We start from the raw sequence: 26,537 nt of genomic DNA, 5'->3' as shown, positions 1-26,537 counted from the left end.
GTCGATCCCGGGGTAACCCCCGGTCGGACTGGGTGGATCACCTGATTCTGCCGGGGCCCGTCCGCTGGGACGGTCGTCCCATGAGCCAGCACGCCCCTCCACACAGGACAGCCGACCCGCTCCTCGTGGCGGGGACCGGTGCCGCGGTCGCGGTGACGGCGGCCGGCTGGCTGCACCTGGCCGGCGCGCTCGCCGCCCCGCGGGTCGACCCCCTGGCCTTCACCGTCAGCGACTACGTCGCCCTGCCGGGCGGGTACGCGCTGCTGGCGGTCGCCGCCCTGGCGCTCGGCCTGGTCGGGGTGGCCCTCGCGGCGACCGCCCGGCGCGCCGCCCCGGCGGCCCGCGCCGTGCCGGTGCTGCTGCTCGGTTGGAGCGCCGCGCTGCTGCTGGTGGGTCTCTTCCCGACCAACCCGCCCGGCGTCCCGGCCGACCTCGCCGCGGGCGTGCACCGGTACGCCGGGGCCCTGGCCTTCGCCGTCCTCCCGATCGCCGTGTGGCTGCTCGGCCGTGCGCTCCGGAACCGGGCGCTGTGCGGGCTGGCCGTGGCCGTCGGCGTGGCCGCGGGGACGTTCCTGGTGGCGCACGTTCCGATCGTGCTGGCGATCGACATCGCCGGTTCACCCGGATTTCCGCTGCTGGGTGGGGTGGAGCGGGTTCTCTACGCCCTGGTGATCGTGTTGCTGCTCGTCACGGCCCGGGCGCTGCGGCGCACCGCCCCGGATCTCGTCGCGGTGCCCGCGGTCGCCGAGGCCGACCCGGCGCTCGTGGGACGGTGCCCGGTCGAGGCCGGCGCTTCGGGGGTGGCGGCATGAGCCTCCTGCTCGCGGTCGTGCTCGCCGTCGCCGGCGCGGGATGCTTCGCCCTCGCCGCGGTGCTCCAGCACGGAGCGGTCCGGGTGCCCGGCTCCCGTCCCTCACTCGATCTCGCCGGATTCCGGGACCTGCTCCGCCGACCGTCCTGGCTGCTCGGCATCGGGCTCGCCGCCGGCGGGGCCGCCCTGCACGCCGTCGCGCTCGTCCTGGCGCCGGTGTCCGTCGTACAGCCGATCGGGGTGCTCGCGGTCCCGATCGCGGTCCTGCTCGGCCTCCGCAGCGGTGGCAGGCCGGCAGCGGCGGTTCTCACCGGGAGCGCCGCCTGCGTCGGGGGCGTGGCGCTGGTCGTCCGGTTCGCCGCGGCGGCGGACCCGGTCGAGGCCACGGGCGCGCTCCCGGGCCGGTCCCTGCTGATCGCCGGGGCGCTCGCGGCCACGGTCGTGCTCCTGCTCGCCGCGGTCGCCGCCCGGACCTGCGGACGGCTGCGCTGCCTCGCCTGTGCCGTGGGCGGCGCGGTCGCGTTCGGGCTGGTCGCCGCGACCGTCCGGGCCGTGTCCCGGCAGCTCGCGACGGGTGCCGCGGGGCCGTTCGACGAGACCGTCCTCGTCGCCGCCGGCGGGATCGTCGTCGCCCTGCTCGCGGGCGGCTGGCTCGTCCAGCAGGCCTTCGCCTCCGGACCGCCGGCCGTGGTGGTCGCGGCGCTGACCGTCGTCGACCCGATGGTGGCCGTCGCCCTCGGGATGGGCCTGCTGGGCGAGGGCGCCGGGCTCGGTGTCGGTGCCGCGCTCGGCATGGCCGGCGGCGCGCTCGTCGCCGCCGGCGGGGTCTCGCTCCTCGCCCGGCACCACCCCGACGCCGCCACCCGCACCCCGGCCCGTCCCACCGACGACCGCGAGCCCGTGCTCGCCGGCCGCTCCTGACCTCTTCCCCACCCCGAACCGTCCTGAGGAGGATCCCCATGCGGATCATGATCGGTGCCGACACCTACCCGCCCGACGTGAACGGCGCCGCCCGCTTCGCCGAACGGCTGGCCACCGGGCTGGCCGGACGCGGGCACGAGGTGCACGTCGTCGCCCCGTCGCCCGAGGGCCCCGCCGGTTCCCGGGAGGTGGAGGGCGTGACCGTCCACCGGATCCGCTCGCACCGCTACCCGCTGCAGGACTCGTTCCGGGTGTGCCTGCCCTGGCAGGCCCGGCCGGAGACCGCCGCCGTGCTCGGTGAGGTCGCCCCGGACGTCGTGCACGTGCAGGCCCATTTCTCGGTCGGCCGCGGGGTGGCGGTGGCCGCGGCCGAGGCCGGGCTCCCACTCGTCGCGACCAACCACTTCATGCCGGAGAACCTCCTCGACCATTCCTTCCTGCCGTCCGGCCTGCACGGCCCGGCGTCCCGGTTCGCCTGGCGGGACCTGCGGAAGGTCTTCCGCCGCGCCGACGCCGTGACGGCCCCGACCCCGCGGGCGGTCGAGCTCCTCGAGCGCTCGACCGGCCTGACCGGCTCGGCGATCTCCTGCGGCATCGACGCCGACCGCTATGCCGGCGGTACCGAGGACGCGACGCCGACGATCCTGTTCGTCGGGCGGCTGGACCAGGAGAAGCGGGTCGCCGAGCTGATCCGCGCGGTCGCGACGCTGCCGCCCGGCCTGCGCCTGGAGATCGTCGGCGACGGCAGCAAGCGGGCCGAGTGGACCGCGCTGGTGGACCGGCTCGGCATCGCGGACCGGGTCGTCTTCCACGGTTTCGTGGACGAGGCCGAGCTGGTAGCGGCCTACCGGCGCTGCGCGGTCTTCTGCATGCCGGGCGTCGCGGAGCTGCAGAGCCTGGTGACCCTGGAGGCGATGGCGGCGGGCAAGCCGGTCGTCGCCGCGGATGCGATGGCGCTGCCGCACCTCGTCCACCCCGGCCGCAACGGCTGGCTCTACCCGCCCGGCAACGTCGACGCGCTGGCCGCCGCCCTCGGCGCGCTGCTGCGCGACCGCGGGACCCGGGCCCGGATGGGCGCCACGAGCCGGGAGATCGTCTCGGGGCACGCCCTGGACGCCACCCTGGACGCGTTCGAGGCCGTCTACACCCGCGTCCTCACCCCGGCGGCCACCCGCCTCACCGCGGCGGCCTGAGGCGCTCCTCCCCGCGCCGTGGGCGCCCGACGGCGCCCTCGTCCCGTCCGCATCCACCGTCCACGCCCTCGCCCGTGACCGGTGCGCTGTCGCGGCCCATGCGACACGGACGTTTCCCGCGAAACGATCAGTGGGGGCCCCCACCGACGCGCCGCGTGACGGCCGGAGCACCCGCAGTGAGACCGATCGAGCGGCCCGACACACCGCTCGCCCCGGTGAGCTGGGCGTTCGTCGACCACCCCCCGGGACTCGAGGAAGTGTCGGTGCCCGGGGTTAGTCTTGGGCCCTCCCCGGACCCCGCGAGCACCCGCCCCTTCTCCGCCCGGCCGCACCGGCCGGCAAGGGAGGAGCAGCACCCGCGGGGGGCGTCCGGGGGACCGCAACGCACCGTGCGAGAGCGCGTGAGAGGAGCCCGGAAGACACATGGCCTCGGCGAGCGGAACCAGCAAGGACGGCTTCGTCCATCTCCACACCCACACCGAGTTCTCGATGCTGGACGGTGCGGCGCGCCTGGACGATCTCTTCAAAGAGGCCGCCCGCATGGAGATGCCCGCGCTCGCCATGACGGACCACGGCAACGTCTACGGGGCCTACGAGTTCTGGAAGAAGGCCACAGCGGCCGGGGTCAAGCCGATCATCGGCATGGAGGGCTACCTCTCGCCGGGCTCCCGGCACGAGCGCAAGCGGACATCGCTGGGTGCCAAGGACAACACGGGCAACCCGGACCTGATGTACACGCACATGACGCTGCTGGCCGAGAACAACGAGGGGATGCACAACCTCTTCCGGCTCTCCAGCCTCGCGAGCCTCGAGGGCTACTACTACAAGCCCCGTATGGACCGCGAGCTGCTGGAGACCTACGGCAAGGGGATCATCGCCACCACCGGCTGCCCGTCCGGCGAGGTGGCCCGCCTGCTGCAGCAGGACGACTTCGACGGCGCCTGCCAGGCCGCGAGCGACTACCGGGACATCTTCGGCAAGGGCAACTTCTTCTGCGAGCTGATGGACCACGGGATCGAGATCGAGAAGCGGGTCCAGGAGGACCTCTTCGCGCTGAAGAAGAAGCTCGATCTGCCCGGCCTCGCCACGAACGACCTGCACTACACGTATCCGGACGACAACAAGCCGCACGAGGTGCTGCTCTGCGTCCAGACCGGCAAGACCATGTCGGACCCGAACCGTTTCAAGTTCGACGCACAGGACTTCTACCTCAAGTCCGCCGCCGAGATGCGCGCCCAGTGGGACCCGCTGCACCCGGAGGCCTGCGACAACACCCTCGCCGTCGCCGAGCGCGTCGGCATCTCCTTCGCCAGCCAGGACCTGATGCCCCGGGCGCCCGTCCCGGAGGGCGAGACCGAGGAGTCCTGGCTGATCAAGGAGGTCGAGCGGGGGCTGCACACGCGGTTCCCGAACGGCGTCACCGAGCAGTACCGCAAGCAGGCGGAGTACGAGCTCGGGGTCATCATCCAGATGGGCTTCCCGGGGTACTTCCTGGTCACCGCGGACCTCATCCAGTACGCGAAGTCCGTCGGCATCCGGTGCGGGCCCGGCCGTGGCTCCGCCGCGGGCTCGCTGATCGCCTACGCGCTGGCCATCACGGACCTGGACCCGATCAAGCACAAGCTGATCTTCGAGCGGTTCCTGAACCCCGAGCGCATCTCGATGCCCGACATCGACATGGACTTCGACGAGCGTCGGCGTGGCGAGATGATCCGCTACACCACCGAGAAGTACGGCGAGGACCGGATCGCGCAGATCATCACCTACTCCACGATCAAGGCGAAGGCCGCGATCAAGGACTCGGCGCGCGTGCTGTTCGGCCAGCCCGGCTACTCGGTGGCGGACCGGATCACCAAGGCCATGCCGCCGGCCGTCATGGGTAAGGACATTCCGCTGTCCGGGGTGTTCGATCCGAGCCACAAGCGCTACTCCGAGGCCACCGAGGTCCGGGCCCTCTACGAGGCGGACCCGCAGGTCAGGGAGATCATCGACACCGCACGGGGCCTCGAGGGCCTCAAGCGCCAGTGGGGCGTGCACGCGGCCGGCGTGATCATGTCCAGCAAGCCGCTGCTGGACGTCATCCCGATCCAGCGCCGCGAGGCCGACGGCTCGATCATCACGCAGTTCGACATGGGCGCCTGCGAGACGCTCGGGCTGCTCAAGATGGACTTCCTGGGCCTGCGCAACCTCACTATCATCGACGACGCGCTGGAGAACATCGAGCTCAACGGCAAGCCGAAGCTCGAGATCGAGACCGTCGACCTGGACGACCAGACGACCTACGACCTGCTCGCCCGCGGGGACACGCTCGGCGTCTTCCAGCTGGACGGCGGCCCGATGCGGGACCTGCTGCGCCGGATGGCGCCCACCGAGTTCGACGACATCTCGGCCGTCGGCGCGCTCTACCGGCCCGGCCCGATGGGTGCGAACGCGCACAACGACTACGCGGACCGCAAGAACAAGCGCCAAGAGGTCACGCCGATCCACCCGGAGCTGGCGGAGCCCCTCAAGGACATCCTCGGCGAGACCTACGGCCTGATCGTCTACCAGGAACAGGTCATGGCGATCGCCCAGAAGCTGGCCGGGTACACGCTCGGCAAGGCGGACCTGCTGCGCCGGGCGATGGGCAAGAAGAAGAAGGAGATCCTGGACAAGGAGTACGCCGGCTTCGCCCAGGGCATGAAGGACAACGGCTACTCCGAGGCCGCGGTCAAGACGCTCTGGGACATCCTGCTGCCCTTCTCGGACTACGCGTTCAACCGCGCGCACTCCGCCGCCTACGGCCTCGTCTCGTACTGGACGGCCTACCTCAAGGCGAACTACCCCGCGGAGTACATGGCCGCGGTGCTCACCTCGGTCCGGGACGACAAGGACAAGGCCGCGATCTACCTGGCGGAGTGCCGCCGGATGGGGATCAAGGTCCTCGCGCCGGACGTCAACGAGTCGGTCCGGAACTTCGCCCCGGTCGGCACGGACATCCGCTTCGGCCTCGGCGCGATCCGCAACGTCGGCTTCAACGTCGTCGACGCGATCGTTGCCGCGCGCAAGGAGAAGGGGGACTTCACCGACTTCTCGGACTTCCTGCGCAAGGTCGACGCGGTGGTCTGCAACAAGAAGGTCATCGAGTCGCTGGTGAAGGCCGGCGCGTTCGACTCGCTCGGCCACTCGCGCAAGGGCCTGCTGCTCGTCCACGCGGACGCGATCGACCAGGTGATGAGCACCAAGAAGGCCGCGTCGATGGGCCAGTTCGACCTCTTCGGCTCCCTCGACGGCCCCTCGGACGACGACGCCTTCACCGGCCTCTTCGACGTCAAGGTGCCCGAGGAAGAGTGGGACACCAAGCACAAGCTCGCCGTCGAGCGGGAGATGCTGGGCCTCTACGTCTCCGGGCACCCCCTGGAAGGGTTCGAGCAGGCCCTCTCGGCCAAGTCGGACACCCCGATCCAGGCGATCCTCGAGGGCACGGTCGCCGAGGGCGCGCAGGTCACCGTGGGCGGCATCCTCGCGAACGTCAACCGGCGGGTCAACAAGAACGGCGAGCCCTGGGCGTCGGCCCAGATCGAGGACCTCGTCGGCGGCATCGAGGTGCTGTTCTTCCCGCGCGCCTACCAGGTCGTCGGTGTGGACGTGGCCGAGGACGCGATCGTGCTGGTGAAGGCCCGGGTGAACAAGCGGGACGACCGGGTCTCCCTGATCGCGAACGACCTTGCCGTCCCCGAGCTGCAGGCCGCGGGGGAGGCGGGGCTGCCGGTGAAGGTCAGCCTGCGCACCGAGATGTGCACCCCGGAGCGGGTCGCGCAGCTCAAGGAGGTCCTCACCCACCACCCCGGCACGTCCGAGGTGCACCTCGCGCTGGTCTACGGCACGAAGACCACGATGCTGCGCCTGGACCAGGGCCTGAAGGTGACGAACAGCCCGTCGCTGTACGGGGACCTGAAGGCGCTGCTGGGCCCCGGCTGCCTCGGCTGAGCCCTCGGAGCTGCACGAACGGCACTCTCGCCCCGTAGGCCCGGACGAGAGTGAGTGCCGCTCGTCGGAGACAGGAAGCTAGCTCGCGCTGCGGACCAACGCCTGCCAGTGCGCCTGGGCCTGGTCCCGCCAGAGCTCGTGCCGGGACTCGAAGAGCTCCGCGGCCCGCGAGCCCGCCCACTCCGCGGGCAGCAGCTCGGCCGGCAGCTTCGGGTCCAGGAACGGGAAGCGACGCCAGGCGTGCACCAGCAGGATCTGGTGGGCGAGCACCTCGGCGGGCGTCGACGGCGCCGCGTCGGCGAACTCGGCGATGAACTCCTCGTAGGCGTCCTCGACCTCCGCGAGGCCCCACGCCTGCGCGACGACGTCCGCCTGGCTCCCGATGGCGCCGAACGGCCCGACGAACGAGCTGGTCACCTCCTCCAGCCCCAGGTCCGCGACGACGTCCGCGACCTCCTCCTGCTTGGCCGGGTCGGGGGAGACCCACACCCCGGGGGCGGGGGAGCCGAGGCCGGCCCACGCGAGCCGGGTGCGAAGCCGGTGGCGCAGCTGCCGCCGGGACTCCGGCACGCTGACCAGCAGGACCAGCCACCGCTCGTCCCACGCGGCGGCAGGCGCGCCGAACCCGTAGATCCGGGCCGCGCCGTCGGACAGCAGCCGGCGGCCGGACCCGGTGAGGGACCAGCGGACCCGGCGCCCGGAACGGTCCGAGACGAGCAGGCCCTCGGCTGCGGTGCGGGCGAGGGCCTGGCGCGCGGACTTGTTCTCCACGTCCAGCCCGCCGAGCACGTCGATCAGGACCTGCGTCCAGACCGGTTCCTCGCGGGGGAGCACGAACTCGCCCAGGACGGTGAGCAGCAGCGAGCGCGCGCTGGTCTGGCCGAGGCCGCGACGCCGGGACAGCGCGGGGTGCGCGCCGCCGACCGGCTCGGTGCGTGCGCCGAGGGCGCTGGAGGGCTCGGTATCGGTGGACATGACGCCGGTCAGCCTAGACCGCGACCCCGGATAGGGTCCGTTGGTGAGTCCCGACGCCGCGCACCCCGCCCTCGACCGTGTCCCCGAACTGCGCGCGATCGACCGCGACCATGTCTGGCATCCCTACGCGCCGATGCCCGCGGGTGTGGAGCCGGTGATCGTCGAGTCGGCCGAGGGCGTGCGGCTCCGCGTCGTCGCGCCGGACGGGACCACCCGGGAGCTCGTCGACGGCATGTCGTCCTGGTGGGCGGCGATCCACGGCTACCGCAACCCCGTCCTCGACGCCGCGGTCCGGGACCAGCTCGACGTCATGAGCCACGTGATGTTCGGCGGACTCACCCACGGACCCGCCGTCGATCTCGCGAAGCTGCTGGTCGAGATCACCCCCGAGCCGCTGCAGCACGTGTTCCTCGCGGACTCCGGATCCGTGTCCGTCGAGGTCGCCATCAAGATGTGCCTGCAGTACCAGCGCTCGCGGGGACGCCCGGCGAAGCACCGGCTGCTGACCTGGCGCGGCGGCTACCACGGGGACACCTTCGGCGCGATGAGCATCTGCGACCCGGACGGCGGGATGCACGCCCTCTGGCGGGACGTCCTCACCCCGCAGGTGTTCGCGAGCGCGCCGCCGCGGGCGTTCGAGCAGGCCTACGTCGCGGAGCTCGCCGCGCTGATCGAGGCCCACGCCGACGAGCTCGCCGCGGTCGTCGTCGAGCCGGTCGTGCAGGGCGCGGGCGGCATGCGCTTCCACGATCCGCGCTACCTGCACGTGCTGCGCGAACTCTGCTACACCCACGAGGTCCTGCTGGTGTTCGACGAGATCGCCACCGGTTTCGGCCGCACCGGGGAGATGTTCGCGGCGGACCACGCCGGCGTCAGCCCGGACGTGATGTGCGTCGGCAAGGCCCTGACCGGCGGTTATGTCACCATGGCCGCCGCGCTCTGCACCTCGGAGGTCGCCCGCGGCATCTCCGAGGGCGAGGCCGGCGTCCTCATGCACGGCCCCACGTTCATGGGCAACCCGCTCGCCTCCGCCGTCGCGTGCGCGTCGATCGCGCTGCTGCGGGAACGGGACTGGCGCGCCGAGGTGAAGAGGATCGAGGGCGCCCTGCGGGCCGGGCTCGCCCCGGCGAAGGACCTGCCGGGCGTCGTCGACGTCCGGGTCCTGGGTGCGATCGGCGTCGTCCAGCTCGACCACGAGGTGGACATGGGCGCGGCGACGGCGGCGGCCCTGGACGCCGGGGTGTGGCTGCGGCCCTTCCGCGACCTCGTCTACACCATGCCGCCGTACATCTGCACGTCCGAGGACCTCGCGGCGATCACCGAGGGCGTCCAGGCGGTCGCCGCGGCGGCCTGATCCGCCCTTCGGGTCGCGGGAACCGGTGTGACGCCGGGCTCGATCGCCCCGATCGGTCATCCGGGGTTTCACCGCACGTCGACGAGCGTTCCTCCAACGAGTGACATGTGGCCGCGCACACCATGATCCACACGATCGGAGCAGTGCGGCCCGCGGTCGGGTGGGCCGACCGCCGTGGATCACCGTCCGTGTCACCCGCACGGAGGCCACGAGCCCGGACGTGCCGGGGCCGACCCCGCATGGCCGACCACCCGCGGTCACGGCCGGTCGGCGAAACGGACGTAACGGAAGTACGGCCGGGAACCACCACCGGCATTACTCCGGTTGGCTCAATACGCACGCCGCTGCAGCGTCGCTCTCGTGCGCCCCCCTGCCAGACCTCGAACGTGTGATGACTGACCGGAGGACCCCCGCCGTGCCGCAGCACCCCGCTCCGCACACCGCTCTCCCGAGGGCCGAGTCCCGCCCGCACGCCCCGCCCGGCCGCCCCCGACCGGGCGGCCCGGACGGTTCCCGCTGGAGTCCGGCCGCGCTCCGCGCCGACCTCGGCGCCTCGCTCGTCGTGTTCCTCGTCGCCGTGCCGCTCTCCCTCGGCATCGCCCTCGCCTCCGGCGCTCCGATCATGGCCGGCCTCATCGCCGGCGTCGTCGGCGGCGTCGTCGCCGGCCTCCTGGGCGGCTCGCCGCTCGCCGTCAGCGGCCCCGCCGCGGGCCTGACGGTCATCGTCGCCGGCCTCGTCGACCAGTTCGGCTGGCAGGTCACCTGCCTGATCACGGTGGGGGCCGGTGCCCTGCAGATCCTCTTCGGCCTCTCCCGGCTCGCCCGGTTCGCCCAGGCCATCCCGCCGGCCGTCGTGCACGGGATGCTCGCCGGGATCGGCGTCACGATCGCGCTCGCCCAGCTGCACGTGGTGCTCGGCGGGACCGCGCAGACCGCCGCCCTGGACAACATCCTCGAACTCCCCGCGCAGCTCGCGGACCTGCACGGACACGCCGTCGTCGTCGGCCTGGCCGCCGTCGCGATCATGTTGGTGTGGCCGCGGATCCCCGGCCCGCAGAAGGCCGTGCCCGGCGCCCTCGTCGCCGTCGGGGCCGCCACCGCGCTGGCCCTGCTCTGGCCGGACGTCCCGCGGGTCGACCTGCCGGGCAACCTCATCGAGTCCGTGGCGCTGCCGGTGCTGCCCGACAGCGGCCTCTGGACGGGCGTGCTCGGCGGCATGCTGACCGTCGCCCTCGTCGCGAGCGTCGAGAGCCTGCTCTCCGCCGTCGCGGTCGACCGGATGCACGGTGGCGTGCGCACGAACGCGGACCGCGAGCTGCTCGGCCAGGGCGCCGGCAACGCCGTCTCCGGCCTGCTCGGCGGCCTGCCGATCACCGGGGTGATCGTGCGCAGCGCCGCGAACGTCCGCGCGGGGGCCCGCAGCCGCAACTCCGCGGTCCTGCACGGCGTGTGGATCGCCGTCTTCGGCATCGCACTCGTGTCGGTGATCGAGCTGATCCCGCTGGCCGGGCTCGCCGGGCTGCTGGTCGTCGTCGGCCTGCAGCTGGTGAAGGTCGCGGACATCCGCACCTCGCACCGGCACGGCGAGCTGCTGCTCTACGTGGTGACGGTCGCCGGGGTGGTGCTCCTGAACCTGCTGGAGGGCGTCGCGATCGGGCTCGTCCTCGCCGGCCTGATGGTGCTGCGCCGCGCGGTGCGGGCCCGGGTCCGGATCGAACGGCAGGGCGAGCTGCACCGCGTCGTCGTCGAGGGGACGCTGAGCTTCCTCTCGGTGCCCACGCTGTCCCGGGTGTTGTCGGAGGTACCCGCGGGCGCGCCGACCCGGATCGAGCTCGTCGTCGACTACCTCGACCACGCCGCGTTCGACCATCTCGAGGCCTGGACCCGGCGGCACCGAGGGACCGGCGGCTTCGTCGAGGTCGACGAGCCGGGCGACGCGCGCGCCGAGGCGTCCCACGGCCGCTTCGCGACCTGGTCGCAGTGGGCCGAGGAACACGGTGACGGCAGCGCATCGGCCCCGATGCTGGCCGGGGTCGCGGCCTACCACGCGCAGACCGCCGGCGTGATCCGTCCGACGATGTCCGGCCTCGCCCACGGGCAGAGCCCGTCCGGGCTGCTGCTGGCCTGCGCGGACTCCCGGGTGATGCCGAGCATGATCACGCACAGCGGGCCGGGCGACCTGTTCACGGTGCAGAACGTCGGCAACCTGGTCTCCGGGACGAGCACGCTGGCGGCGGTCCAGTACGCGACGTCCGTGCTGCACGTCCCGTTGATCGCGGTCTGCGGCCACTCCGGCTGCGGCGCGATGAAGGGCCTCGTCGACGGCGTCCCGACGGACATGCCGGAGGGCGCGCTCGGGGACTGGCTCAAGGGCGGGGCGTCGAGCCTCGAGGCCTGGATCGACGGCCACCCGGCCGGCCGGGCCGGCGCCCGCGACGGCTTCGCGCAGAACGACTGCCTGGCCATGGTCAACGTCGCGGTCCAGCTGGACCGGCTTCGCGAGCTGGACGTGGACGCCGAGCTGATGGGCCTGTTCTTCGACATCCGGACGGCCAGCGTCCTCGTCTACGACGCGGACGCGGAGGAGTTCCGCCCGCACGACCGCGCCGGCGGCGCGCTGCCGGTTCTGCGCGGATAGCGGCGGGTACCCGCGGGAACACGAGCCGGCCGAGGAGAGTTGAGGGACCCATGGCAACGGTGGAACTGACGACCGAGAACTTCAACGACGTCGTGAGTGCCGAGGGCACCGTCCTCGTGGACTTCTGGGCGGAATGGTGCGGTCCCTGCCGCCAGTTCGCCCCCGTCTTCGACGAGGCGTCCGAACGGCACGGCGACATCACGTTCGGCAAGGTGGACACGGAGGCCCAGACGCAGCTCGCGCAGGCCTTCGGCATCTCCTCCATCCCGACGCTGATGGCGGTGCGGGACGGCGTGGTGCTCTACGCCGAGCCCGGCGCGCTGCCCGGCCCGGCGCTCGAGGAGCTGATCGGCAAGGTGCGCGAGGTGGACATGGACGAGGTCCGCGCCTCCGTCGCACAGGCCGAGTCCGAGCAGCAGGCCTGAGTCACCCCTCGATCCGGGCGGCCCCTCGATCCGGGCGGCCCCGCGATCCGGGGTCGTCCGGATCGTTGCGTGGGGCCGGCTCGGAGGACGGGTCTTCACCACTCGGCTGTCCGCAGGCGGCGCCCCACGCTCTAGTGTCACCCGTCGTGGAGACCGCCGACCCGCATCCGCTGTCCTGGTTGGACGCCGTGGCAGAGCGCCGGCGGGCCGCCGGCCTGCGTCGCGAGCTGCGCCCGCGGGCCCCGTCCGCGGACGTGATCGACCTGGCGGGCAACGACTACCTCGGCCTGGGCCGGGACGAGCGCGTGGTCGACGGGGCCGTCGAGGCGGCCCGGACCTGGGGCGCGGGGTCCACCGGGTCCCGGCTCGTCACCGGCACCACGCAGTTGCACTCCACCCTGGAGCGTGAGCTCGCCGCCTTCTGCGGCGCCGAGTCCGCGCTCGTCTTCTCCTCGGGCTACGCGGCCAATCTCGGCGTGCTGACGGCCCTGTCCGGGCCGGGCGCGCTGATCGTCTCCGACGCCGCCAACCACGCCTCGCTCGTCGACGCCTGCCGGTTGTCCCGCGCGCGGACCGTGGTGGTCCCGCACAACGACGTGGCCGCCGTCGACGCCGCGCTGGCCGCCCGCACCGAGGAGCGCGCCCTCGTCGTGACCGACAGCGTGAACAGCGTCGACGGCGACCTGGCCCCCCTGCGCGAGCTGCACGCGGTGAGCCGGGCGCGCGGCGCGGTCCTGGTCGTCGACGAGGCGCACGGGCTCGGCGTCGCCGGTCCCGGCGGGCGGGGTGTCCTCGCCGCCGAGGGGCTGGCCGGCGCGGACGACGTCGTCGCCACCGTCACCCTGTCCAAGGCACTCGGCAGCCAGGGCGGTGCGGTGCTCGGCCCGGCCGCCGTGACCGCGCACCTGGTGGACGCCGCACGCACATTCATCTTCGACACCGCGCTCAACCCGCCGGCCGTCGGCGCCGCCCTGGCCGCGCTGCGCGTGCTCATGGACGAACCGGCGTTGCCCGCCGAGGTGTTGCGGGTCGCGGCCGAGCTCGCACGGACGGCCGGGGTGGCCGCGCCGCCGTCGGCCGTGGTGTCCGTGGTGCTGGGCCCGCCGGTCCTCGCGTACGAGGCGGCCCAGCGCTGCCTCGACGCCGGGGTGCGGGTCGGTTGCTTCCGGCCACCGTCGGTGCCCGAGGGGACGAGCCGGCTACGGCTGACGGCCCGGGCGGACCTCACCGGCGCCGAGCTCGACCGCGTCCGCGACGTGCTCCGCCGAAAGGTCCGCCCGTGAGCGGCCGGATCCTGCTGGTCAGCGGCACCGGGACCGACGTCGGCAAGACCGTGGTCACGGCGGCGGTGGCCGCGCTCGCGGTCGCCGCGGGGGAGCGGGCCGCGGTGCTCAAGCCCGCGCAGACCGGCGTCGCCGAGGGGGAGCCCGGGGACCTCGCCCGGGTCCGGGCCCTCGTCCCGGAGGTGACGACGCGCGAGCTCGCCCGCTACCCGGCACCGCTCGCCCCGGACACCGCCGCGCGCCTCGCCGGAGCACCGCCCGTCACACCCGGGGAGGTGGCGCGCGCGGCGCTGCGGCTGGCCCGCGAGCACGACCTGGTGCTCGTCGAGGGGGCCGGCGGGCTGCTCGTGCGGTTCGCCGGGTCGGGGACGCTCGCGGACGTCGCGGCCGAGCTGGGGGCGGCGGTGCTCGTCGTCGCGACCGCGGGGCTCGGCACGCTCAACCACACGGCGTTGACCACGGAGGCGCTCGCGGTGCGCGAGCTCGGGTGCGCGGGCGTCGTCGTCGGGTCGTGGCCGCGGTGCCCGGACCTCGCTGCGCGCTGCAACCTCGCGGACCTGCCGGCGGTGACCCGGGTCCCGCTGCTCGGCGCCGTACCCGAGGGGGCCGGAAGCCTTGCGCCGGAACGGTTCACCGGCGTCGCGCGTCACACCCTGGCTCCCGAGCTCGGGGGCGAATGGCATAGTCCCGAGCCGTGACCACAACGCAGTCGGCCGTCCTCAGCATTGCCCGAACCCAGGTCCTCGAGAACGGTGAAGGCCTCTCCGAGCAGCAGGTCCTCGACGTCCTGCGGCTGCCGGACTCCGAGCTCGACGAGCTCCTGGCGCTGGCCCACGAGGTGCGGATGCGCTGGTGCGGCCCGGAGGTCGAGGTCGAGGGGATCATCTCGCTGAAGACCGGCGGCTGCCCTGAGGACTGCCACTTCTGCTCGCAGTCCGGGCTCTTCGAGTCCCCGGTCCGCTCGGCGTGGCTGGACGTGCCGATGCTCGTCGAGGCCGCGAAGCAGACCGCGAAGACCGGGGCGACCGAGTTCTGCATCGTCGCGGCCGTCCGCGGGCCGGACGCGCGGCTGATGAGCCAGGTCGCCGCCGGCATCGCCGCGATCAAGGACGAGGTCGACATCAACATCGCCTGCTCGCTGGGCATGCTGACCCCCGAGCAGGTCACCGAGCTCGCCGCTATGGGCGTGCACCGCTACAACCACAACCTCGAGACGGCGCGCTCGCACTTCCCGAACGTGGTCACCACGCACACGTGGGAGGAGCGCTGGGAGACCCTGCGCCTGGTCCGCGAAGCCGGCATGGAGGTCTGCTGCGGCGGGATCGTCGGCATGGGGGAGACCCTGGAGCAGCGCGCGGAGTTCGCCGCGCAGCTCGCGTCGCTGACCCCGGACGAGGTGCCGCTGAACTTCCTCAACCCGCGCCCGGGTACGCCGTTCGGGGACCTGGAGCCGATGCCGGGTCCGGACGCGCTGCGCACCGTCGCCGCCTTCCGGCTGGCGATGCCCCGGACCGTGCTGCGGTTCGCGGGCGGGCGGGAGATCACCCTCGGCGACCTCGGCGCGCGGCAGGGCCTGCTGGGCGGGATCAACGCGGTGATCGTCGGGAACTACCTGACGACACTCGGGCGGCCCGCGGAGTCGGACATCGACCTGCTCGGCGAGCTGGAGATGCCGCTCAAGGCCCTCAACGACACCCTGTGACCCTCTTCTGCGACCGCTGCGGCCGCCCCGCCGCGGACCCGGGACACGAGCGCTGCGCCCGGGGGCGGGAGCTCGAGCCCCCGCGCTACTGCCCGGAGTGCGCCCGCCGGATGGTCGTCCAGGTGACGCCGGTGGGCTGGGTCGCGCGGTGCAGCCGGCACGGCGAGCTCACCGGCTCCTGATCCTCCGCTTTCCCGCCATCAGGGGGCTCCGGTTGAGGGTGGGGCCGGGCCGTCGGCCATGCTGTGCCCATGCCGGACTGGGGGAACCTGCTCAAGCAGGCGGTGGACGTCGGGATGAAGCTGTTGGCGGAGTCGGGTGGCACCGAGCCCGCGCCGCGACCGGAGGGGCACGGCGGCGTGCGCACCGCGCCGACCGCGGAGCGGGCGCGGACCGTCGCCTACGCCCCCGAGCTCGACGGCGCCGCGGATCCGGGCGAGATCGTCTGGACGTGGGTGCCCTTCGAGGAGGACGCGAGCCAGGGCAAGGACCGGCCGCTGCTCGTCGTCGGCCGCCGGCAGGGCGAGCTGCTCGGGCTGATGCTCTCCAGCCAGCACAGGCGCGACGGCGAGCAGGGCTGGATCGGCATCGGCAGCGGCGAGTGGGACCGCGAGGGCCGCGAGTCGTTCATCCGGCTGGACCGGGTGCTCGAGGTCGGCGAGCACGACATCCGCCGCGAGGGCGCGATCCTGGACGAGGCCCGCTTCGACCGCGTCGCGGACGCCCTGCGCACCCGGTACGGCTGGACCTGACCGCCCCCGGGAACCGCGTTGTGGCCCCACAACGCGAGAATGGGGGCCTGAAAAGCGCGTCGTGGCTCCATGACGCCCGGTCAGTTGTGGCTCTGGTCCGTCGAGTACGTGGTCATCGGGGTGGGGACGGCGCGTAGGCGCGTCAGCAGGCCCGTCTCCCGCGCGATGAGCATGCGCACCATCCGGAGCCGCTGCACCGGGTGCGTCTCCTCGAGCAGCTGCTGGCGGTCCGACATCGGCAGCAGGCAGTCCGCCGCGAGGACGTGCGCCAGCTCCGCCGCGCCGACCTCGTGGGCGGGCTCGGACCAGTCGTCGCTCTTCCAGGCGGTCGCGCAGTAGCGGCGGTGGGCCGCGCGGGCCGAGGCCGACAGCATTCGGGTGAGGTCGTCCCCGTCGTCCGCCTTCTCGGCGTCCGGCAGGAACTTGACGGATCCGCACAGGTAGGAGTGCGAGCCCTCGTCCATCTCGAGCAGCCGGAAGCGGCGCGCGCCGCGGGTGACGATGTCGTAGCGACCGTCGGGCAGCCGGCGGGCGTCGAGCAGCGCGGCGGTGCACCCGACCGGGGCCAGCGCCTCGATGCCGTCGACGTCCGGGTTGAAGCCCTCCCGCACCGCGACGACGCCGAACTCCTTGTCCGGGACGGCGCCCGTCATCAGGTCGACCGTCAGCTGCCGGTACCGCGGCTCGAAGACGTGCAGCGGTAGCGACGCCCCGGGCATCAGCACCGTGCCCAGGGGGAAGAGGGGAATCGTCGCGACCACGCGGTTCACGGTACGGCCGTCGGCGTCCCGCCGCCCGGCGAATCGGTCCTGGCGCACCCCGGTCCGGTGGCTCCCGGGGGCCGGAGCACGGCGAACGCATCCGTCACCTTGAGCGCACGGTCGGTGAACCGGAACTCGGCCGCCGGCCGCCCGCCGGAGGGACCGGGCGGCGCCGTCCCCCCGGTCGGGACGAGCACCTCCCGGCGGGTGAGGACCCGCTGCAGGTTGGTGGCCGAGACACCGTGCCCCAGCGCCGCGACGTAGAGCTCGCGCAGTGCCGAGATCGTGAACTCGCGGGGGGCCAGCGCGAAGCCCAGGTTCGTGTAGGAGAGCTTGGCGCGCAGGCGGTCCCGGGCGTCGCGGATGATCTCCGCGTGGTCGAAGGCCGTGTCCGGCAGGTGCGCGACGGGGTGCCAGGCGGTGTCCGGCGGGACGGCCGGATCGGCGTCGGAGGGGACGAGCCCGAGGAACGCGGTCGCGACGAGCCGGACGCCCGGAACCCGCTCCGGCGCGCTGAACACCGAGATCTGCTCGACGTGCGTGACGTCCCGGACGTCGACCTTCTCGGCGAGCTGGCGGCGCACCGACGCCTCGACGTCCTCGTCGTCCCCGAGCCGCCCGCCGGGCAACGCCCACCGCCCGCGGTCCGGTTCCCGGGCGCGCTGCCAGAGCAGGACCTGCAGCCTGCCGGCGCGGATCTGCAGGACGGCGGCGAGCACCTCGTGTCCCGTCGGACGGGTCGGGGTGCGGTCCATGGGGCCGATCGTAGGGGTGGGCGCGCGGCCGCCTCGGCGACGTAGGGGTTACGGCCAGGTGAGTTCCGGGTCACGTGGACGGTGCCGGGAGATGGACCCGGCTGCTACTATCGCCACGTTTTCGACCATCAGGCGAAAACAGGTCCGACGTCCTGGGGAGGACGACGATGAGCCTGACGGCGACGCGAACTGCGCCCCCGGCGACGGATTCCGAGGACCCGGGCCCCGGGTGGGCCGACGAGGTGCGTGCGCTCGCGGAGAAGCGCAACGCGGTGATCCTGGCGCACAACTACCAGGTCCCGGCCATCCAGGACGTGGCGGACCACGTGGGGGACTCCCTCGCGCTCTCCCGGCTCGCGGCCGAGGTCGAGGCCGAGACGATCGTGTTCTGCGGTGTGCACTTCATGGCCGAGACCGCGAAGATCCTCGCCCCGGAGAAGACGGTCCTCATCCCGGACGCCCGCGCCGGCTGCTCCCTCGCGGATTCGATCACCGCCGAGCAGCTCCGCGAGTGGAAGGCCGAGCACCCGGACGCGGTGGTCGTCGCGTACGTGAACACCACCGCCGCGGTAAAGGCCGAAACGGACATCTGCTGCACCTCGTCGAACGCCGTGGAGGTCGTGCAGTCGATCCCCGCCGACCGTGAGGTGCTCTTCCTGCCGGACCAGTTCCTCGGCGCGCACGTCCGCCGGGTCACGGGCCGGTCGAACATCCACGTCTGGGCCGGGGAGTGCCACGTGCACGCGGGGATCAACGGCGCCGAGCTCACCGCGAAGGCCGAGGCCGACCCCGAGGCGGACCTCTACGTGCACCCGGAGTGCGGCTGCGCGACGTCCGCGCTCTACCTGGCCACCGCGGGCGCGGTCCCGGCCGAGCGGGTCAAGATCCTCTCGACGGGCGGCATGCTCGACGCGGCACGCGTGAGCACATCGAAGTCGGTGCTGGTCGCGACCGAGATCGGCATGCTGCACCAGCTCCGAAAGGCCGCTCCGGAGATCGACTTCCGCGCCGTCAACGACCGCGCCTCCTGCACCTACATGAAGATGATCACGCCGGACGCGTTGCTGCGGTCGGTCCGCGAGGGCACGGACGAGGTGCAGGTGGACCCCGAGCTCGCCGCCCGCGGCCGGCGCGCGGTGCAGCGGATGATCGCGATCGGGCAGCCCGGGGGCGGCGAGTGACCGGCCACGCGATCGATCGGCTCTGGGAGGCCTCGGTGGACCTGGTGGTCGTCGGCACCGGGGTCGCGGGGCTGACCGCCGCGCTCGACGCCGCCGAGGCCGGGCTCCGGGTCGTCGTCGTCACGAAGGACGCGGCGGACGAGGGCAGCACCCGCTGGGCCCAGGGCGGCGTGGCCGTCGTCCTCGGGGACATCCCGGGGGACACGGTCGAGGCGCACATCGCGGACACCCTCGCGGCGGGCGGCGGGCTGAACGACGAGGCTGCGGTCGCCGCGGTCCTCCGCGGCGGCCCGGCGGCGGTCCGCCGGCTGCGCGAGCGGGGCGCCTCGTTCGACGCCCGTGGCAGCAGGCTGGACCGTACCCGCGAGGGCGGCCACTCGGCGTTCCGCGTGGTGCACGCCGGCGGCGACGCGACGGGCGCCGAGGTCGAGCGTGCCCTGCTCGCGGCCGCCAGCGGGTTGGCCCTGCTGACCGGCCACGTCGCCCTCGACGCGGTGCGGGACGCCTCCGGACGGGTCGCCGGGCTCTCGGTCCTCGACGACGCCGGGCGGCCCGGCCTGCTCCGCGCGCCCGCCGTCCTGCTCGCCAGCGGCGGGTACGGGCAGCTCTACGCCAGCACGACGAACCCGGGCACCTCCACCGGCGACGGCGTCGCGCTCGCCCTGCGGGCCGGTGCCACGGCCGCGGACCTGGAGTTCGTCCAGTTCCACCCCACCGTCCTCTACACCGGCCCGGCCGTCGGGCGGCGCCCGCTCGTCACCGAGGCCGTCCGCGGCGAGGGCGCCGTGCTGCGCGACCGCACCGGCATCCGGCTCATGACCGGGGTCCACCCGCTCGCCGACCTGGCGCCGCGGGACGTCGTCGCCGCCGCGATCACCCGGCGGATGGCCGAGACCGGCGCGGACTGCATGTATCTCGACGCGACCGGGCTCCGCGGGTTCGCGGAGAGGTTCCCGACGGTCTTCGCCTCCTGCCGGGAGGCGGGAATCGACCCGCGCCGCGAGCCCATCCCGGTGACGCCGGCGGCGCACTACGCGTGCGGCGGGGTGGTGACCGACGTCGACGGCCGGACGTCGGTCCCGGGGCTCTACGCCGCGGGCGAGGTGGCCCGCACCGGCCTGCACGGCGCGAACCGGCTCGCGTCGAACAGCCTGCTCGAGGGGCTGGTCATCGGCGAGCGGGTCGTCCGCGCGGTCGTCGCGGACCTCGCGACGCCGCGGTCGGCATCGTCCGAGCTGGTCCTGGCCGCGCCCGCCGTCGGAGTGGCGGACCGCGGGGTCGTGCAGCGCGCGATGAGCGCGTTCGCCGGGATCGGGCGGGACGCGGCCGGGCTCGCCGCGGCGTCGGACGTCGTGGAGGCGGCGACGCAGCCGGCGACGCCGATCGACCGCGCCGGCGTCGAGGACGCCGCACTGACCCTGCTGGCCCAGGCCGTGCTCGCCGCGGCCGGGACCCGCCGGGAGACCCGTGGCTGCCACGTGCGCACGGACTTCCCCGAGCGCGACGACGTGTGGCAGCGCTCCAGCCTGCCGATCTCGCTGGACGCCACCGGGCGCCCGGTGATCGGCACCGACGTGTTGGCGGGTGTGGCATGAGTGCGAAGTTGGCGGCCGGCGTCGGTGGGGCGACCGAGATCGGCGTTCCCGATCCCGGGGACCTGGCGCGGGTCGTGCAGACCGCCCTCGACGAGGACCTGCGCTACGGGCCGGATGCGACGACCGCCGCGACCGTCCCGGCGGACGCCGTCGCGGTGGGGGAGTTCTCGCCGCGGGCGGCGGGCGTGCTGGCCGGCGCGCCGGTCGCCCTGCGCGTCCTGGAGCTGGTGGTACCGGGGTTCGCGGTGCTCTCCGCGCTGCCCGACGGCTCCCGGCTCGTCCCGGGGGAGCCCGCGCTGGTCGTCCGGGCCCCGGTCCGGGGCCTGCTCACCGCGGAACGGACCGCGCTCAACCTGCTCTGCCACCTCTCCGGGGTGGCGACGGCGACGCGCCGGTGGGTCGACGCCGTCGAGGGCACCGGGGCCGTCATCCGGGACACCCGCAAGACCCTTCCCGGGCTGCGGCTGCTGGAGAAGTACGCGGTGCGGTGCGGGGGCGGGATGAACCACCGGCTCGGCCTCGGCGACGCGGTCCTGATCAAGGACAACCACGTCGCCGCGGCGGGCTCGGTGTCCGCGGCCCTGACCGCGGCCCGTGCGGCCGCGCCGGACCTGCCGTGCGAGGTGGAGGTCGACTCGCTGGAGCAGCTCGACGAGGTCCTCGCCCTGAACGCGGAGCTCATCCTGCTGGACAACTTCAGCCCGGCGCAGACCGCGGACGCCGTCCGTCGCCGCGGGTCACTGCCGACGCTCCTGGAGTCGTCGGGCGGGCTGGTCCTGGCGAACGCGAGGGAGTACGCGGAGACGGGGGTCGACTTCATCTCGGTCGGCGGCCTCACCCACTCCGTCACCGCCCTGGACCTGGGCCTCGATCTGCTGTGAGTGTGGAACCTCACTAGAGCGAGGTTCCACACTCACAACCAGGGCTGAGCTGCGGAAACGCCGAGACGGTCTGGCCCGTCGCCCGGTCCCATTGCTCCTTGCGCAGCTCGCCGCTGAACAAGATCTGGTCGGCGAAGTCCAGGGGGCGGTCGATGATCGCCCCGGGGGATGGCGGCGATTCCGCCGGCGTACCGGAACACGCGTGTCCCCGTACTCGGCCGGCTCGGTGAGCGCCCGCAGCGGGTTCAGCTCGACGAGCATCTCGCCGGTCTCCTCGAACGAGTCGATGGCGCCCCCGGCGAGCTCGGATACGTCGAAGCCTCCGTCGGCTGCCCCTTCATCTCGGGGCGCTGCGGCTTGCCAGCCTGCGTGTCGCGAGCGGTCACCGTCGCCCCGTGGAACGCCGCAGCGTGCGCGACGTCGCCCAGCGCTGTGGGGTCGAGCGCGATCCGTTCGAGGAAGCCACCGAGGTCGGCGGCGGAGGTTCCCGTCGATCGGTGCCGGGCGCCGGCGTGGCGTAGGGACTCCGGGTCGTATCCGAAGTCGGTCATCGGTTCGGGGCTTCCGGGGCGGGCGTCGACGAAGATCGGCCGTACCGCTGCCGATTCGTGTGCTCCGGTCAGTAGGGCGAGAGCTCCAGGACCGGCCTTCCGGTCTCCGCGGCGGCCCTGGCGAAGGCGGCGAGCTCGGTGAGGATCTCGCCGAGAGCGTCCGGCTCGCGATGGTCGATCCCTGCGGACCACGCGGCGATCACCCGCGGCGCGGTGCGGGGTGTCATCTCGGCGAGGGCCTCGACGACGGGCGCCGGAACCCGCGTCACGATCATGCCCTCGTCGACCTCGACGGCGAGCAGGCCGGGCGGCAGGGGTCCGTCCGTGGGCGCGGGTTCGGTGAGCGCGGCGTGCAGCACCGCGAGCTCCGCCCGGTGTAGCGGGACCGACAGGTGCGGCCATTCGTCGAAGGAACGCTCGCCGCTCGCGATCGACGCGACGGCGTCGGCCTCGTACTCACCCGCCAGGAACCAGTCGGTCACGGGGTGAACCTAGGCGAGCAGTCGGGCCTGCATCGGGGCGGGATAGCGGACCGTGAACCGCACGTCGCCGAGCAGCTTCTCGAGCACGTGTGCGGCTTCGTCCACGGCGTCCCGTGCCTCCGTGCCCGCGTCGACCAGGAGTTCCGTCGCGATCGTCCCGTCCTTGCGCTGGACCCACCCGCCGACGATGCGGCCGTCCGCCCAGATCGACGGGCCGCCGTTGCCGTTGCGGTCGAACAGCTGCGGGACCAGTTCGGGGGCCAGGTACCAGTCCCGGGACTTCCAGCCCATGGTCGTCGGATCCAGCCCGGGCAGCAGCGCGACGGACGGGCCGGGGTCCGGGACGGGGGCGAGATCGTCCGGGAGCACGTAGCCGGCGGTCGTCTCCACCGCGCCGACGTCCGCCAGCGCACGCTTCGTCGTCGCCACCGTCCAGCCGGCCCACCATTTCAGGTCCTCACGGCTCGCCGGGCCGAAGGCGCGGAGGTAGGCCGCGGCCAGCCCGGCGGCGGCGACCTGCTTCTCCAAGGCCGCGCCGATCCCGCCCGGCAGCCACGCGTTCGCGGCCGCCCAGCGGTACTGCCCGTTGATCCAGGTGCCGGTCGGGCGGGCGCGCAGGACCTGGCCGTCGAAACCCATGATCAGCAGGACGCGGGAGTGGGCGGCGACGGTCGCGTCGCCGATCGGGACGGGGATGGCGAGTTCGGGGAGCCGCGTGCCGACGTCGCGGGCGGGCATCGGGCCCTCGGCCGCGAGCAGGTCGTGGACGGTGGCCCGCGCCTGGGCCAGCCACGCCGCGGGGTCGGGGACCCCGGCGGCGTCGAGCTGCTTCAGCAGGTTGCGGAGCTGGACGGCGGCCACGTCGACCGTCGCGCCGTGGTGCGCGAGCCGGGCGTTCCCGTGGCCGAACACCCACAACGTGCGGCGCATCGCGTGGTGGCGGAGCAGCGTGCGGTCCTCGTAGAGCGCGGTCTCGATCGGCGCGAGTGCCGGGGTGCGCATCCGCGTGGCGGCGGAGAGGTAGACGGTGACGGGGTCCGTGGCGTGCAGGGCCACGAGGTCGTCGACGATCGCGCCGACGTCGTCCGTGCGGTGCGAAGCCGCCAGCCGGTGCCGGGTCGCGAGCCGGGCCCGTCGCTGCTCGGGACCGATCTCGGGGAGGGGCACGCCAGGATTATGCGGCTGCGCCGCTCGTGCGCGGAAATCCTCGCCTGAGCAACGATTACCGCGCACGGGCGGCGGAGCCGCAGGACGTACCCTGAGGACCATGCTCCGCCGCCTCGACCTGCGTTCCGAACCACTGCCTCGCCCCGCCACGTTGCGCGGGATGCTGCCGCGTGCCGAGGTCGACGTGGACGCGGCGCTGGCGGCGGTCCGGCCGATCGTCGAGGCCGTGCGCGAGCGTGGGGCCGAGGCCGCCCTGGAGTTCGCCGAGAAGTTCGACAAGGTGCGGCCCCCCTCGGTGCGCGTACCCGCCGACGCGCTGAGCACCGCGCTGCGCGACCTCGACCCGGCGGTGAAGGACGCGCTGGAGACCTCGATCGAGCGGGCCCGCAAGGTCCACGGGGACCAGCGGCGCCAGGACGTCGTCACCCACGTCGTCCCCGGCGGCACCGTCACCGAACGGTTCGTCCCGGTCCGCCGCGTCGGGCTCTACGCCCCGGGCGGGCTGGCCGTCTACCCGTCGAGCGTGATCATGAACGTGGTGCCCGCGCAGGCCGCGGGGGTGGAGTCCCTGGTCGTCGCCTCGCCGCCGCAGGCCGAGAACGGCGGCCTCCCGCACCCGACGATCCTCGCCGCGGCCGCGCTCCTCGGCGTCGACGAGGTGTGGGCGGTCGGCGGCGCCCAGTGCGTCGCGCTGCTGGCCCACGGCGGCACGGACACCGACGGCGCCGAGCTGGAGCCCGTCGACATGGTCACCGGCCCGGGCAACATCTACGTCACCGCCGCCAAGCGCATGCTGCGCGGCCTGGTCGGGATCGACGCCGAGGCCGGCACCACCGAGATCGCGGTCCTGGCGGACGGCGGCGCGGACCCGGTGCACGTCGCCGCGGACCTCATCTCCCAGGCCGAGCACGACCCGAACGCCGCATCGGTGCTGGTCACGACCTCCGACGAGCTGGCGACGGCGGTCGACGCCGAGCTCGAGGCGCAGGTGGGCGCCACCAAGCACACCGAGCGCATCCGCACCGCGCTGTCCGGGCCGCAGTCCGGCACGATCCTGGTGGGCAGCCTCGACGACGGCGTCGCGGTCGTCGACGCCTACGCCGCGGAGCACCTGGAGATCCAGACCGCGGACGCCCGCGAGACGGCCGCGCGTGTCCGCAACGCCGGCGCCATCTTCATCGGCCCGTACGCGCCGGTCTCGCTCGGCGACTACTGCGCCGGGTCCAACCACGTGCTCCCGACGGGCGGGTGCGCGCGGCACTCCGGCGGGCTGTCCGTGCAGACGTTCCTGCGCGGGGTGCACGTCGTCGAGTACACGGAGGAGGCGCTGCGCGAGGTGGCGGACAAGGTCGTGACCCTGGCCACGGCGGAGGACCTGCCCGCCCACGGCCAGGCCGTGACGGCGAGGTTCCGGGCATGAGCGAGCAGGGCGCGATCGGCGCCGAGGTCACCCTCGACCAGCTGCCGCTGCGCGAGGACCTGCGCGGGAAGTCGCCGTACGGCGCCCCGCAGCTCGAGGTACCGGTGCGGCTCAACACCAACGAGAACCCGTACCCGCCGCCGCCGGAGCTGGTCGCGGACGTCGCCACGGCCGTCGAGGCGGCTGCGCGGGACCTGCACCGCTACCCGGACCGGGACGCCGTGGCCCTGCGCACGGACCTCGCGGCCTACCTGACCACGCAGACCGGCGTCGAGCTCGGGCCGGAGAACCTGTGGGCCGCCAACGGGTCCAACGAGATCCTGCAGCAGATCCTGCAGGCCTTCGGCGGGCCGGGACGCACAGCGGTCGGCTTCGAGCCGAGCTACTCGATGCACCCGATCATCTCCTCGGGCACCCGGACGGAGTGGTTCCCGGCGCCACGGGGCGCGGACTTCGCGATCGACGTCGACGCCGCGCGACAGGTGCTCAAGGACCGTGCGCCGGACATCACGTTCCTGACCAGCCCGAACAACCCCACGGGCCAGTCCATCGCCCCGGACGACCTGGCCGCGCTGATCGACGCCGCGCCCGGGATCGTCGTGGTCGACGAGGCGTACGCGGAGTTCTCCTCGTACCCGAGCGCAACCACGCTGCTCGCCACGCACGGCCACAAGCTGCTCGTCTCACGCACCATGAGCAAGGCGTTCGCGTTCGCGGGCGGCCGGCTGGGCTACCTCGCCGCGGCACCCGCGGTCGTCGACGCGCTGCAGCTCGTCCGGCTGCCGTACCACCTGTCCGTGCTGACCCAGGCCGCCGCGCGGGCCGCCCTGACGCACGCGAAGGCGACCCTCGCGTCCGTCGCGCTGCTGTCGGCCGAACGGGACCGCGTGATGTCGGAGCTGGCCGCGGCCGGTTACGACGTCGTCCCGAGCGACGCGAACTTCGTGCTCTTCGGCCGGTTCGCCGACGCGGACCGGGCGTGGCGGGCGTTCCTGGAGCGCGGCGTGCTGATCCGGGACAACGGGATCCCGGAACGACTGCGGGTCACGATCGGCACACCCGAGGAGAACGACGCGTTCCTGCAGGTCGCAGTGGACGTCGCAACGGAGGAGCTTTCGTGAGTCGCATCGGCCGCGTCGAGCGGGTCACCAAGGAGTCCAAGGTCCTCGTCGAGATCGATCTCGACGGCACCGGCACCACGGACATCAGCACCGGAGTCCCGTTCTTCGACCACATGCTCGACGCGCTGGGCAAGCACGGCGCGTTCGACCTCACCGTCCGCGCGGAGGGCGACGTCGAGCTCGACGCGCACCACACCGTCGAGGACACCGCGATCGTGCTGGGCCAGGCGATCCGGCAGGCGCTGGGGGACAAGAAGGGCATCCGCCGCTTCGGGGACGCCTGGATCCCGATGGACGAGGCGCTCGCGCACGCCGTCGTCGACGTCTCCGGCCGGCCGTACACGGTGCACACCGGCGAGCCGGAGGTGATGCAGGGCTTCGTCGTCGGCGGGCACTACCCGACGGTGCTGAACCGGCACGTCTTCGAGTCCCTGGCGTTCCACGGGCACCTCGCGCTGCACGTCCGCGTGCTCGACGGCCGGGACCCGCACCACATCACCGAGGCCGAGTTCAAGGCGATCGCGCGCGCCCTGCGGGCCGCGACGGAACCGGACGCGAGGATCACGGGCATCGCGTCGACCAAGGGCACCCTCTAGTCCC

24 protein-coding genes are annotated in these 26,537 nt (G+C 73.6%); 19 read left to right on the top strand and 5 right to left on the bottom strand.

All coding sequences use genetic code 11. The features are described 5' to 3' along the window. Positions 1–80: 80 nt before the first annotated feature. The 4 genes from JWP64_RS14950 (at position 81) to dnaE (ending at position 6,894) form a co-directional block, all read left to right on the top strand. Positions 81–812: a DUF998 domain-containing protein gene (locus JWP64_RS14950; protein WP_297496794.1), complete on the top strand. Its 732-nt coding sequence runs from the start codon at positions 81–83 to the stop codon at positions 810–812. Then, positions 809–1,732 (top strand): hypothetical protein, encoded by a 924-nt coding sequence (locus tag JWP64_RS14945; protein WP_297496792.1) that lies wholly within the window; start codon positions 809–811, stop codon positions 1,730–1,732. The genes JWP64_RS14950 and JWP64_RS14945 overlap by 4 nt, the downstream gene beginning before the upstream one ends. A 38-nt stretch (positions 1,733–1,770) precedes the next feature. Further along, the gene (locus JWP64_RS14940) at positions 1,771–2,925 is read left to right on the top strand and encodes a glycosyltransferase (protein ID WP_297496790.1); all 1,155 of its coding nucleotides are present in this window, start codon (positions 1,771–1,773) and stop codon (positions 2,923–2,925) included. Positions 2,926–3,348: 423 nt separating this feature from the next. Beyond that, positions 3,349–6,894 (top strand): DNA polymerase III subunit alpha, encoded by a 3,546-nt coding sequence (gene dnaE / locus JWP64_RS14935; RefSeq protein ID WP_297496788.1) that lies wholly within the window; start codon positions 3,349–3,351, stop codon positions 6,892–6,894. Between the two features lie 78 nt (positions 6,895–6,972). Here the strand turns inward: dnaE and JWP64_RS14930 are convergent, their stop codons facing one another. Continuing rightward, a complete protein-coding gene (locus JWP64_RS14930) occupies positions 6,973–7,869 on the bottom strand; it encodes a PaaX family transcriptional regulator C-terminal domain-containing protein (RefSeq protein WP_297496786.1) in 897 nt (298 codons plus the stop codon). Between the two features lie 43 nt (positions 7,870–7,912). Here JWP64_RS14930 and JWP64_RS14925 point away from each other — a divergent pair, with 43 nt between their 5' ends. From JWP64_RS14925 to JWP64_RS14890, 8 genes are all read left to right on the top strand, one after another. After that, a complete protein-coding gene (locus JWP64_RS14925; RefSeq protein ID WP_297496784.1) occupies positions 7,913–9,223 on the top strand; it encodes an adenosylmethionine--8-amino-7-oxononanoate transaminase in 1,311 nt (436 codons plus the stop codon). A 415-nt stretch (positions 9,224–9,638) separates the two neighbouring features. Then, complete coding sequence (locus JWP64_RS14920) at positions 9,639–11,861, top strand: SulP family inorganic anion transporter (protein WP_297496782.1); 2,223 nt, start codon at positions 9,639–9,641, stop codon at positions 11,859–11,861. A gap of 50 nt (positions 11,862–11,911) precedes the next feature. Beyond that, on the top strand, positions 11,912–12,286 hold the full coding sequence (trxA, locus tag JWP64_RS14915) for a thioredoxin (protein ID WP_297496780.1): 375 nt from the start codon (positions 11,912–11,914) through the stop codon (positions 12,284–12,286). A gap of 146 nt (positions 12,287–12,432) precedes the next feature. Further along, the gene (locus JWP64_RS14910) at positions 12,433–13,569 is read left to right on the top strand and encodes an 8-amino-7-oxononanoate synthase (RefSeq protein ID WP_297496778.1); all 1,137 of its coding nucleotides are present in this window, start codon (positions 12,433–12,435) and stop codon (positions 13,567–13,569) included. After that, a complete protein-coding gene (gene bioD, locus JWP64_RS14905; RefSeq protein ID WP_297496776.1) occupies positions 13,566–14,267 on the top strand; it encodes a dethiobiotin synthase in 702 nt (233 codons plus the stop codon). Before JWP64_RS14910 ends, bioD begins: the two co-directional genes overlap by 4 nt. Then, positions 14,264–15,271, top strand: coding sequence for a biotin synthase BioB (bioB, locus tag JWP64_RS14900; protein WP_297496774.1), 1,008 nt, complete (start codon positions 14,264–14,266; stop codon positions 15,269–15,271). The genes bioD and bioB overlap by 4 nt, the downstream gene beginning before the upstream one ends. Next, complete coding sequence (locus tag JWP64_RS14895; protein ID WP_297496772.1) at positions 15,268–15,453, top strand: hypothetical protein; 186 nt, start codon at positions 15,268–15,270, stop codon at positions 15,451–15,453. The genes bioB and JWP64_RS14895 overlap by 4 nt, the downstream gene beginning before the upstream one ends. 69 nt (positions 15,454–15,522) lie before the next feature. Next, positions 15,523–16,023: a type II toxin-antitoxin system PemK/MazF family toxin gene (locus JWP64_RS14890; protein WP_297496770.1), complete on the top strand. Its 501-nt coding sequence runs from the start codon at positions 15,523–15,525 to the stop codon at positions 16,021–16,023. 80 nt (positions 16,024–16,103) lie between these two features. On the opposite strand, the gene JWP64_RS14885 is transcribed toward JWP64_RS14890, so the two are convergent. Both JWP64_RS14885 and JWP64_RS14880 read right to left on the bottom strand, forming a co-directional pair. Then, positions 16,104–16,784, bottom strand: a complete 681-nt coding sequence (locus tag JWP64_RS14885) for an LON peptidase substrate-binding domain-containing protein (protein ID WP_297496768.1) — start codon at positions 16,782–16,784, stop codon at positions 16,104–16,106. 5 nt (positions 16,785–16,789) lie between these two features. Continuing rightward, a complete protein-coding gene (locus JWP64_RS14880) occupies positions 16,790–17,539 on the bottom strand; it encodes an NUDIX domain-containing protein (protein ID WP_297496766.1) in 750 nt (249 codons plus the stop codon). Between the two features lie 167 nt (positions 17,540–17,706). Here JWP64_RS14880 and nadA point away from each other — a divergent pair, with 167 nt between their 5' ends. From nadA to JWP64_RS14860, 4 genes are all read left to right on the top strand, one after another. Next, positions 17,707–18,720 carry a quinolinate synthase NadA gene (gene nadA, locus JWP64_RS14875; protein WP_297496764.1) on the top strand — a complete coding sequence of 338 codons (1,014 nt, stop codon included), beginning with the start codon at positions 17,707–17,709 and terminating at the stop codon, positions 18,718–18,720. Then, on the top strand, positions 18,717–20,315 hold the full coding sequence (locus JWP64_RS14870; protein WP_297496762.1) for an L-aspartate oxidase: 1,599 nt from the start codon (positions 18,717–18,719) through the stop codon (positions 20,313–20,315). The genes nadA and JWP64_RS14870 overlap by 4 nt, the downstream gene beginning before the upstream one ends. Next, positions 20,312–21,196 carry a carboxylating nicotinate-nucleotide diphosphorylase gene (gene nadC / locus JWP64_RS14865; protein ID WP_297496760.1) on the top strand — a complete coding sequence of 295 codons (885 nt, stop codon included), beginning with the start codon at positions 20,312–20,314 and terminating at the stop codon, positions 21,194–21,196. The genes JWP64_RS14870 and nadC overlap by 4 nt, the downstream gene beginning before the upstream one ends. Before the next feature lie 395 nt (positions 21,197–21,591). Then, a complete protein-coding gene (locus JWP64_RS14860; protein WP_297496758.1) occupies positions 21,592–21,717 on the top strand; it encodes a hypothetical protein in 126 nt (41 codons plus the stop codon). Positions 21,718–21,815: 98 nt separating this feature from the next. Here JWP64_RS14860 and JWP64_RS14855 read toward each other — a convergent pair whose 3' ends face one another. Next, positions 21,816–22,229 carry a hypothetical protein gene (locus JWP64_RS14855; protein WP_297496756.1) on the bottom strand — a complete coding sequence of 138 codons (414 nt, stop codon included), beginning with the start codon at positions 22,227–22,229 and terminating at the stop codon, positions 21,816–21,818. 9 nt (positions 22,230–22,238) lie between these two features. Continuing rightward, positions 22,239–23,396, bottom strand: a complete 1,158-nt coding sequence (locus tag JWP64_RS14850) for a winged helix DNA-binding domain-containing protein (protein WP_297496754.1) — start codon at positions 23,394–23,396, stop codon at positions 22,239–22,241. Between the two features lie 100 nt (positions 23,397–23,496). On the opposite strand from JWP64_RS14850, the gene hisD reads away from it, so the two are divergent. The 3 genes from hisD to hisB are packed head-to-tail and all read left to right on the top strand — an operon-like array spanning position 23,497 to position 26,533. Further along, positions 23,497–24,816 carry a histidinol dehydrogenase gene (hisD, locus tag JWP64_RS14845; protein WP_297496752.1) on the top strand — a complete coding sequence of 440 codons (1,320 nt, stop codon included), beginning with the start codon at positions 23,497–23,499 and terminating at the stop codon, positions 24,814–24,816. After that, positions 24,813–25,937: a histidinol-phosphate transaminase gene (locus tag JWP64_RS14840; protein ID WP_297496750.1), complete on the top strand. Its 1,125-nt coding sequence runs from the start codon at positions 24,813–24,815 to the stop codon at positions 25,935–25,937. The genes hisD and JWP64_RS14840 overlap by 4 nt, the downstream gene beginning before the upstream one ends. After that, positions 25,934–26,533, top strand: coding sequence for an imidazoleglycerol-phosphate dehydratase HisB (gene hisB / locus JWP64_RS14835; protein ID WP_297496748.1), 600 nt, complete (start codon positions 25,934–25,936; stop codon positions 26,531–26,533). Before JWP64_RS14840 ends, hisB begins: the two co-directional genes overlap by 4 nt. Positions 26,534–26,537 lie beyond the last annotated feature (4 nt).

The sequence above is a fragment of the Pseudonocardia sp. genome (genome assembly GCF_025465255.1).
In the GTDB taxonomy this organism is placed as follows: domain Bacteria; phylum Actinomycetota; class Actinomycetes; order Mycobacteriales; family Pseudonocardiaceae; genus Pseudonocardia.
This window is presented reverse-complemented; position numbering and strand designations above follow the sequence as displayed.

Coding starts and splice junctions, on each gene's coding strand:
- JWP64_RS14950 (WP_297496794.1), top strand. CDS start 81: ATGAGCCAGCACGCCCCTCCACACAGGACAGCCGACCCGCTCCTCGTG.
- JWP64_RS14945 (WP_297496792.1), top strand. CDS start 809: ATGAGCCTCCTGCTCGCGGTCGTGCTCGCCGTCGCCGGCGCGGGATGC.
- JWP64_RS14940 (WP_297496790.1), top strand. CDS start 1,771: ATGCGGATCATGATCGGTGCCGACACCTACCCGCCCGACGTGAACGGC.
- dnaE (WP_297496788.1), top strand. CDS start 3,349: ATGGCCTCGGCGAGCGGAACCAGCAAGGACGGCTTCGTCCATCTCCAC.
- JWP64_RS14930 (WP_297496786.1), bottom strand. CDS start 7,869: ATGTCCACCGATACCGAGCCCTCCAGCGCCCTCGGCGCACGCACCGAG.
- trxA (WP_297496780.1), top strand. CDS start 11,912: ATGGCAACGGTGGAACTGACGACCGAGAACTTCAACGACGTCGTGAGT.
- JWP64_RS14890 (WP_297496770.1), top strand. CDS start 15,523: ATGCCGGACTGGGGGAACCTGCTCAAGCAGGCGGTGGACGTCGGGATG.
- JWP64_RS14880 (WP_297496766.1), bottom strand. CDS start 17,539: ATGGACCGCACCCCGACCCGTCCGACGGGACACGAGGTGCTCGCCGCC.
- nadA (WP_297496764.1), top strand. CDS start 17,707: ATGAGCCTGACGGCGACGCGAACTGCGCCCCCGGCGACGGATTCCGAG.
- nadC (WP_297496760.1), top strand. CDS start 20,312: ATGAGTGCGAAGTTGGCGGCCGGCGTCGGTGGGGCGACCGAGATCGGC.
- hisD (WP_297496752.1), top strand. CDS start 23,497: ATGCTCCGCCGCCTCGACCTGCGTTCCGAACCACTGCCTCGCCCCGCC.
- JWP64_RS14840 (WP_297496750.1), top strand. CDS start 24,813: ATGAGCGAGCAGGGCGCGATCGGCGCCGAGGTCACCCTCGACCAGCTG.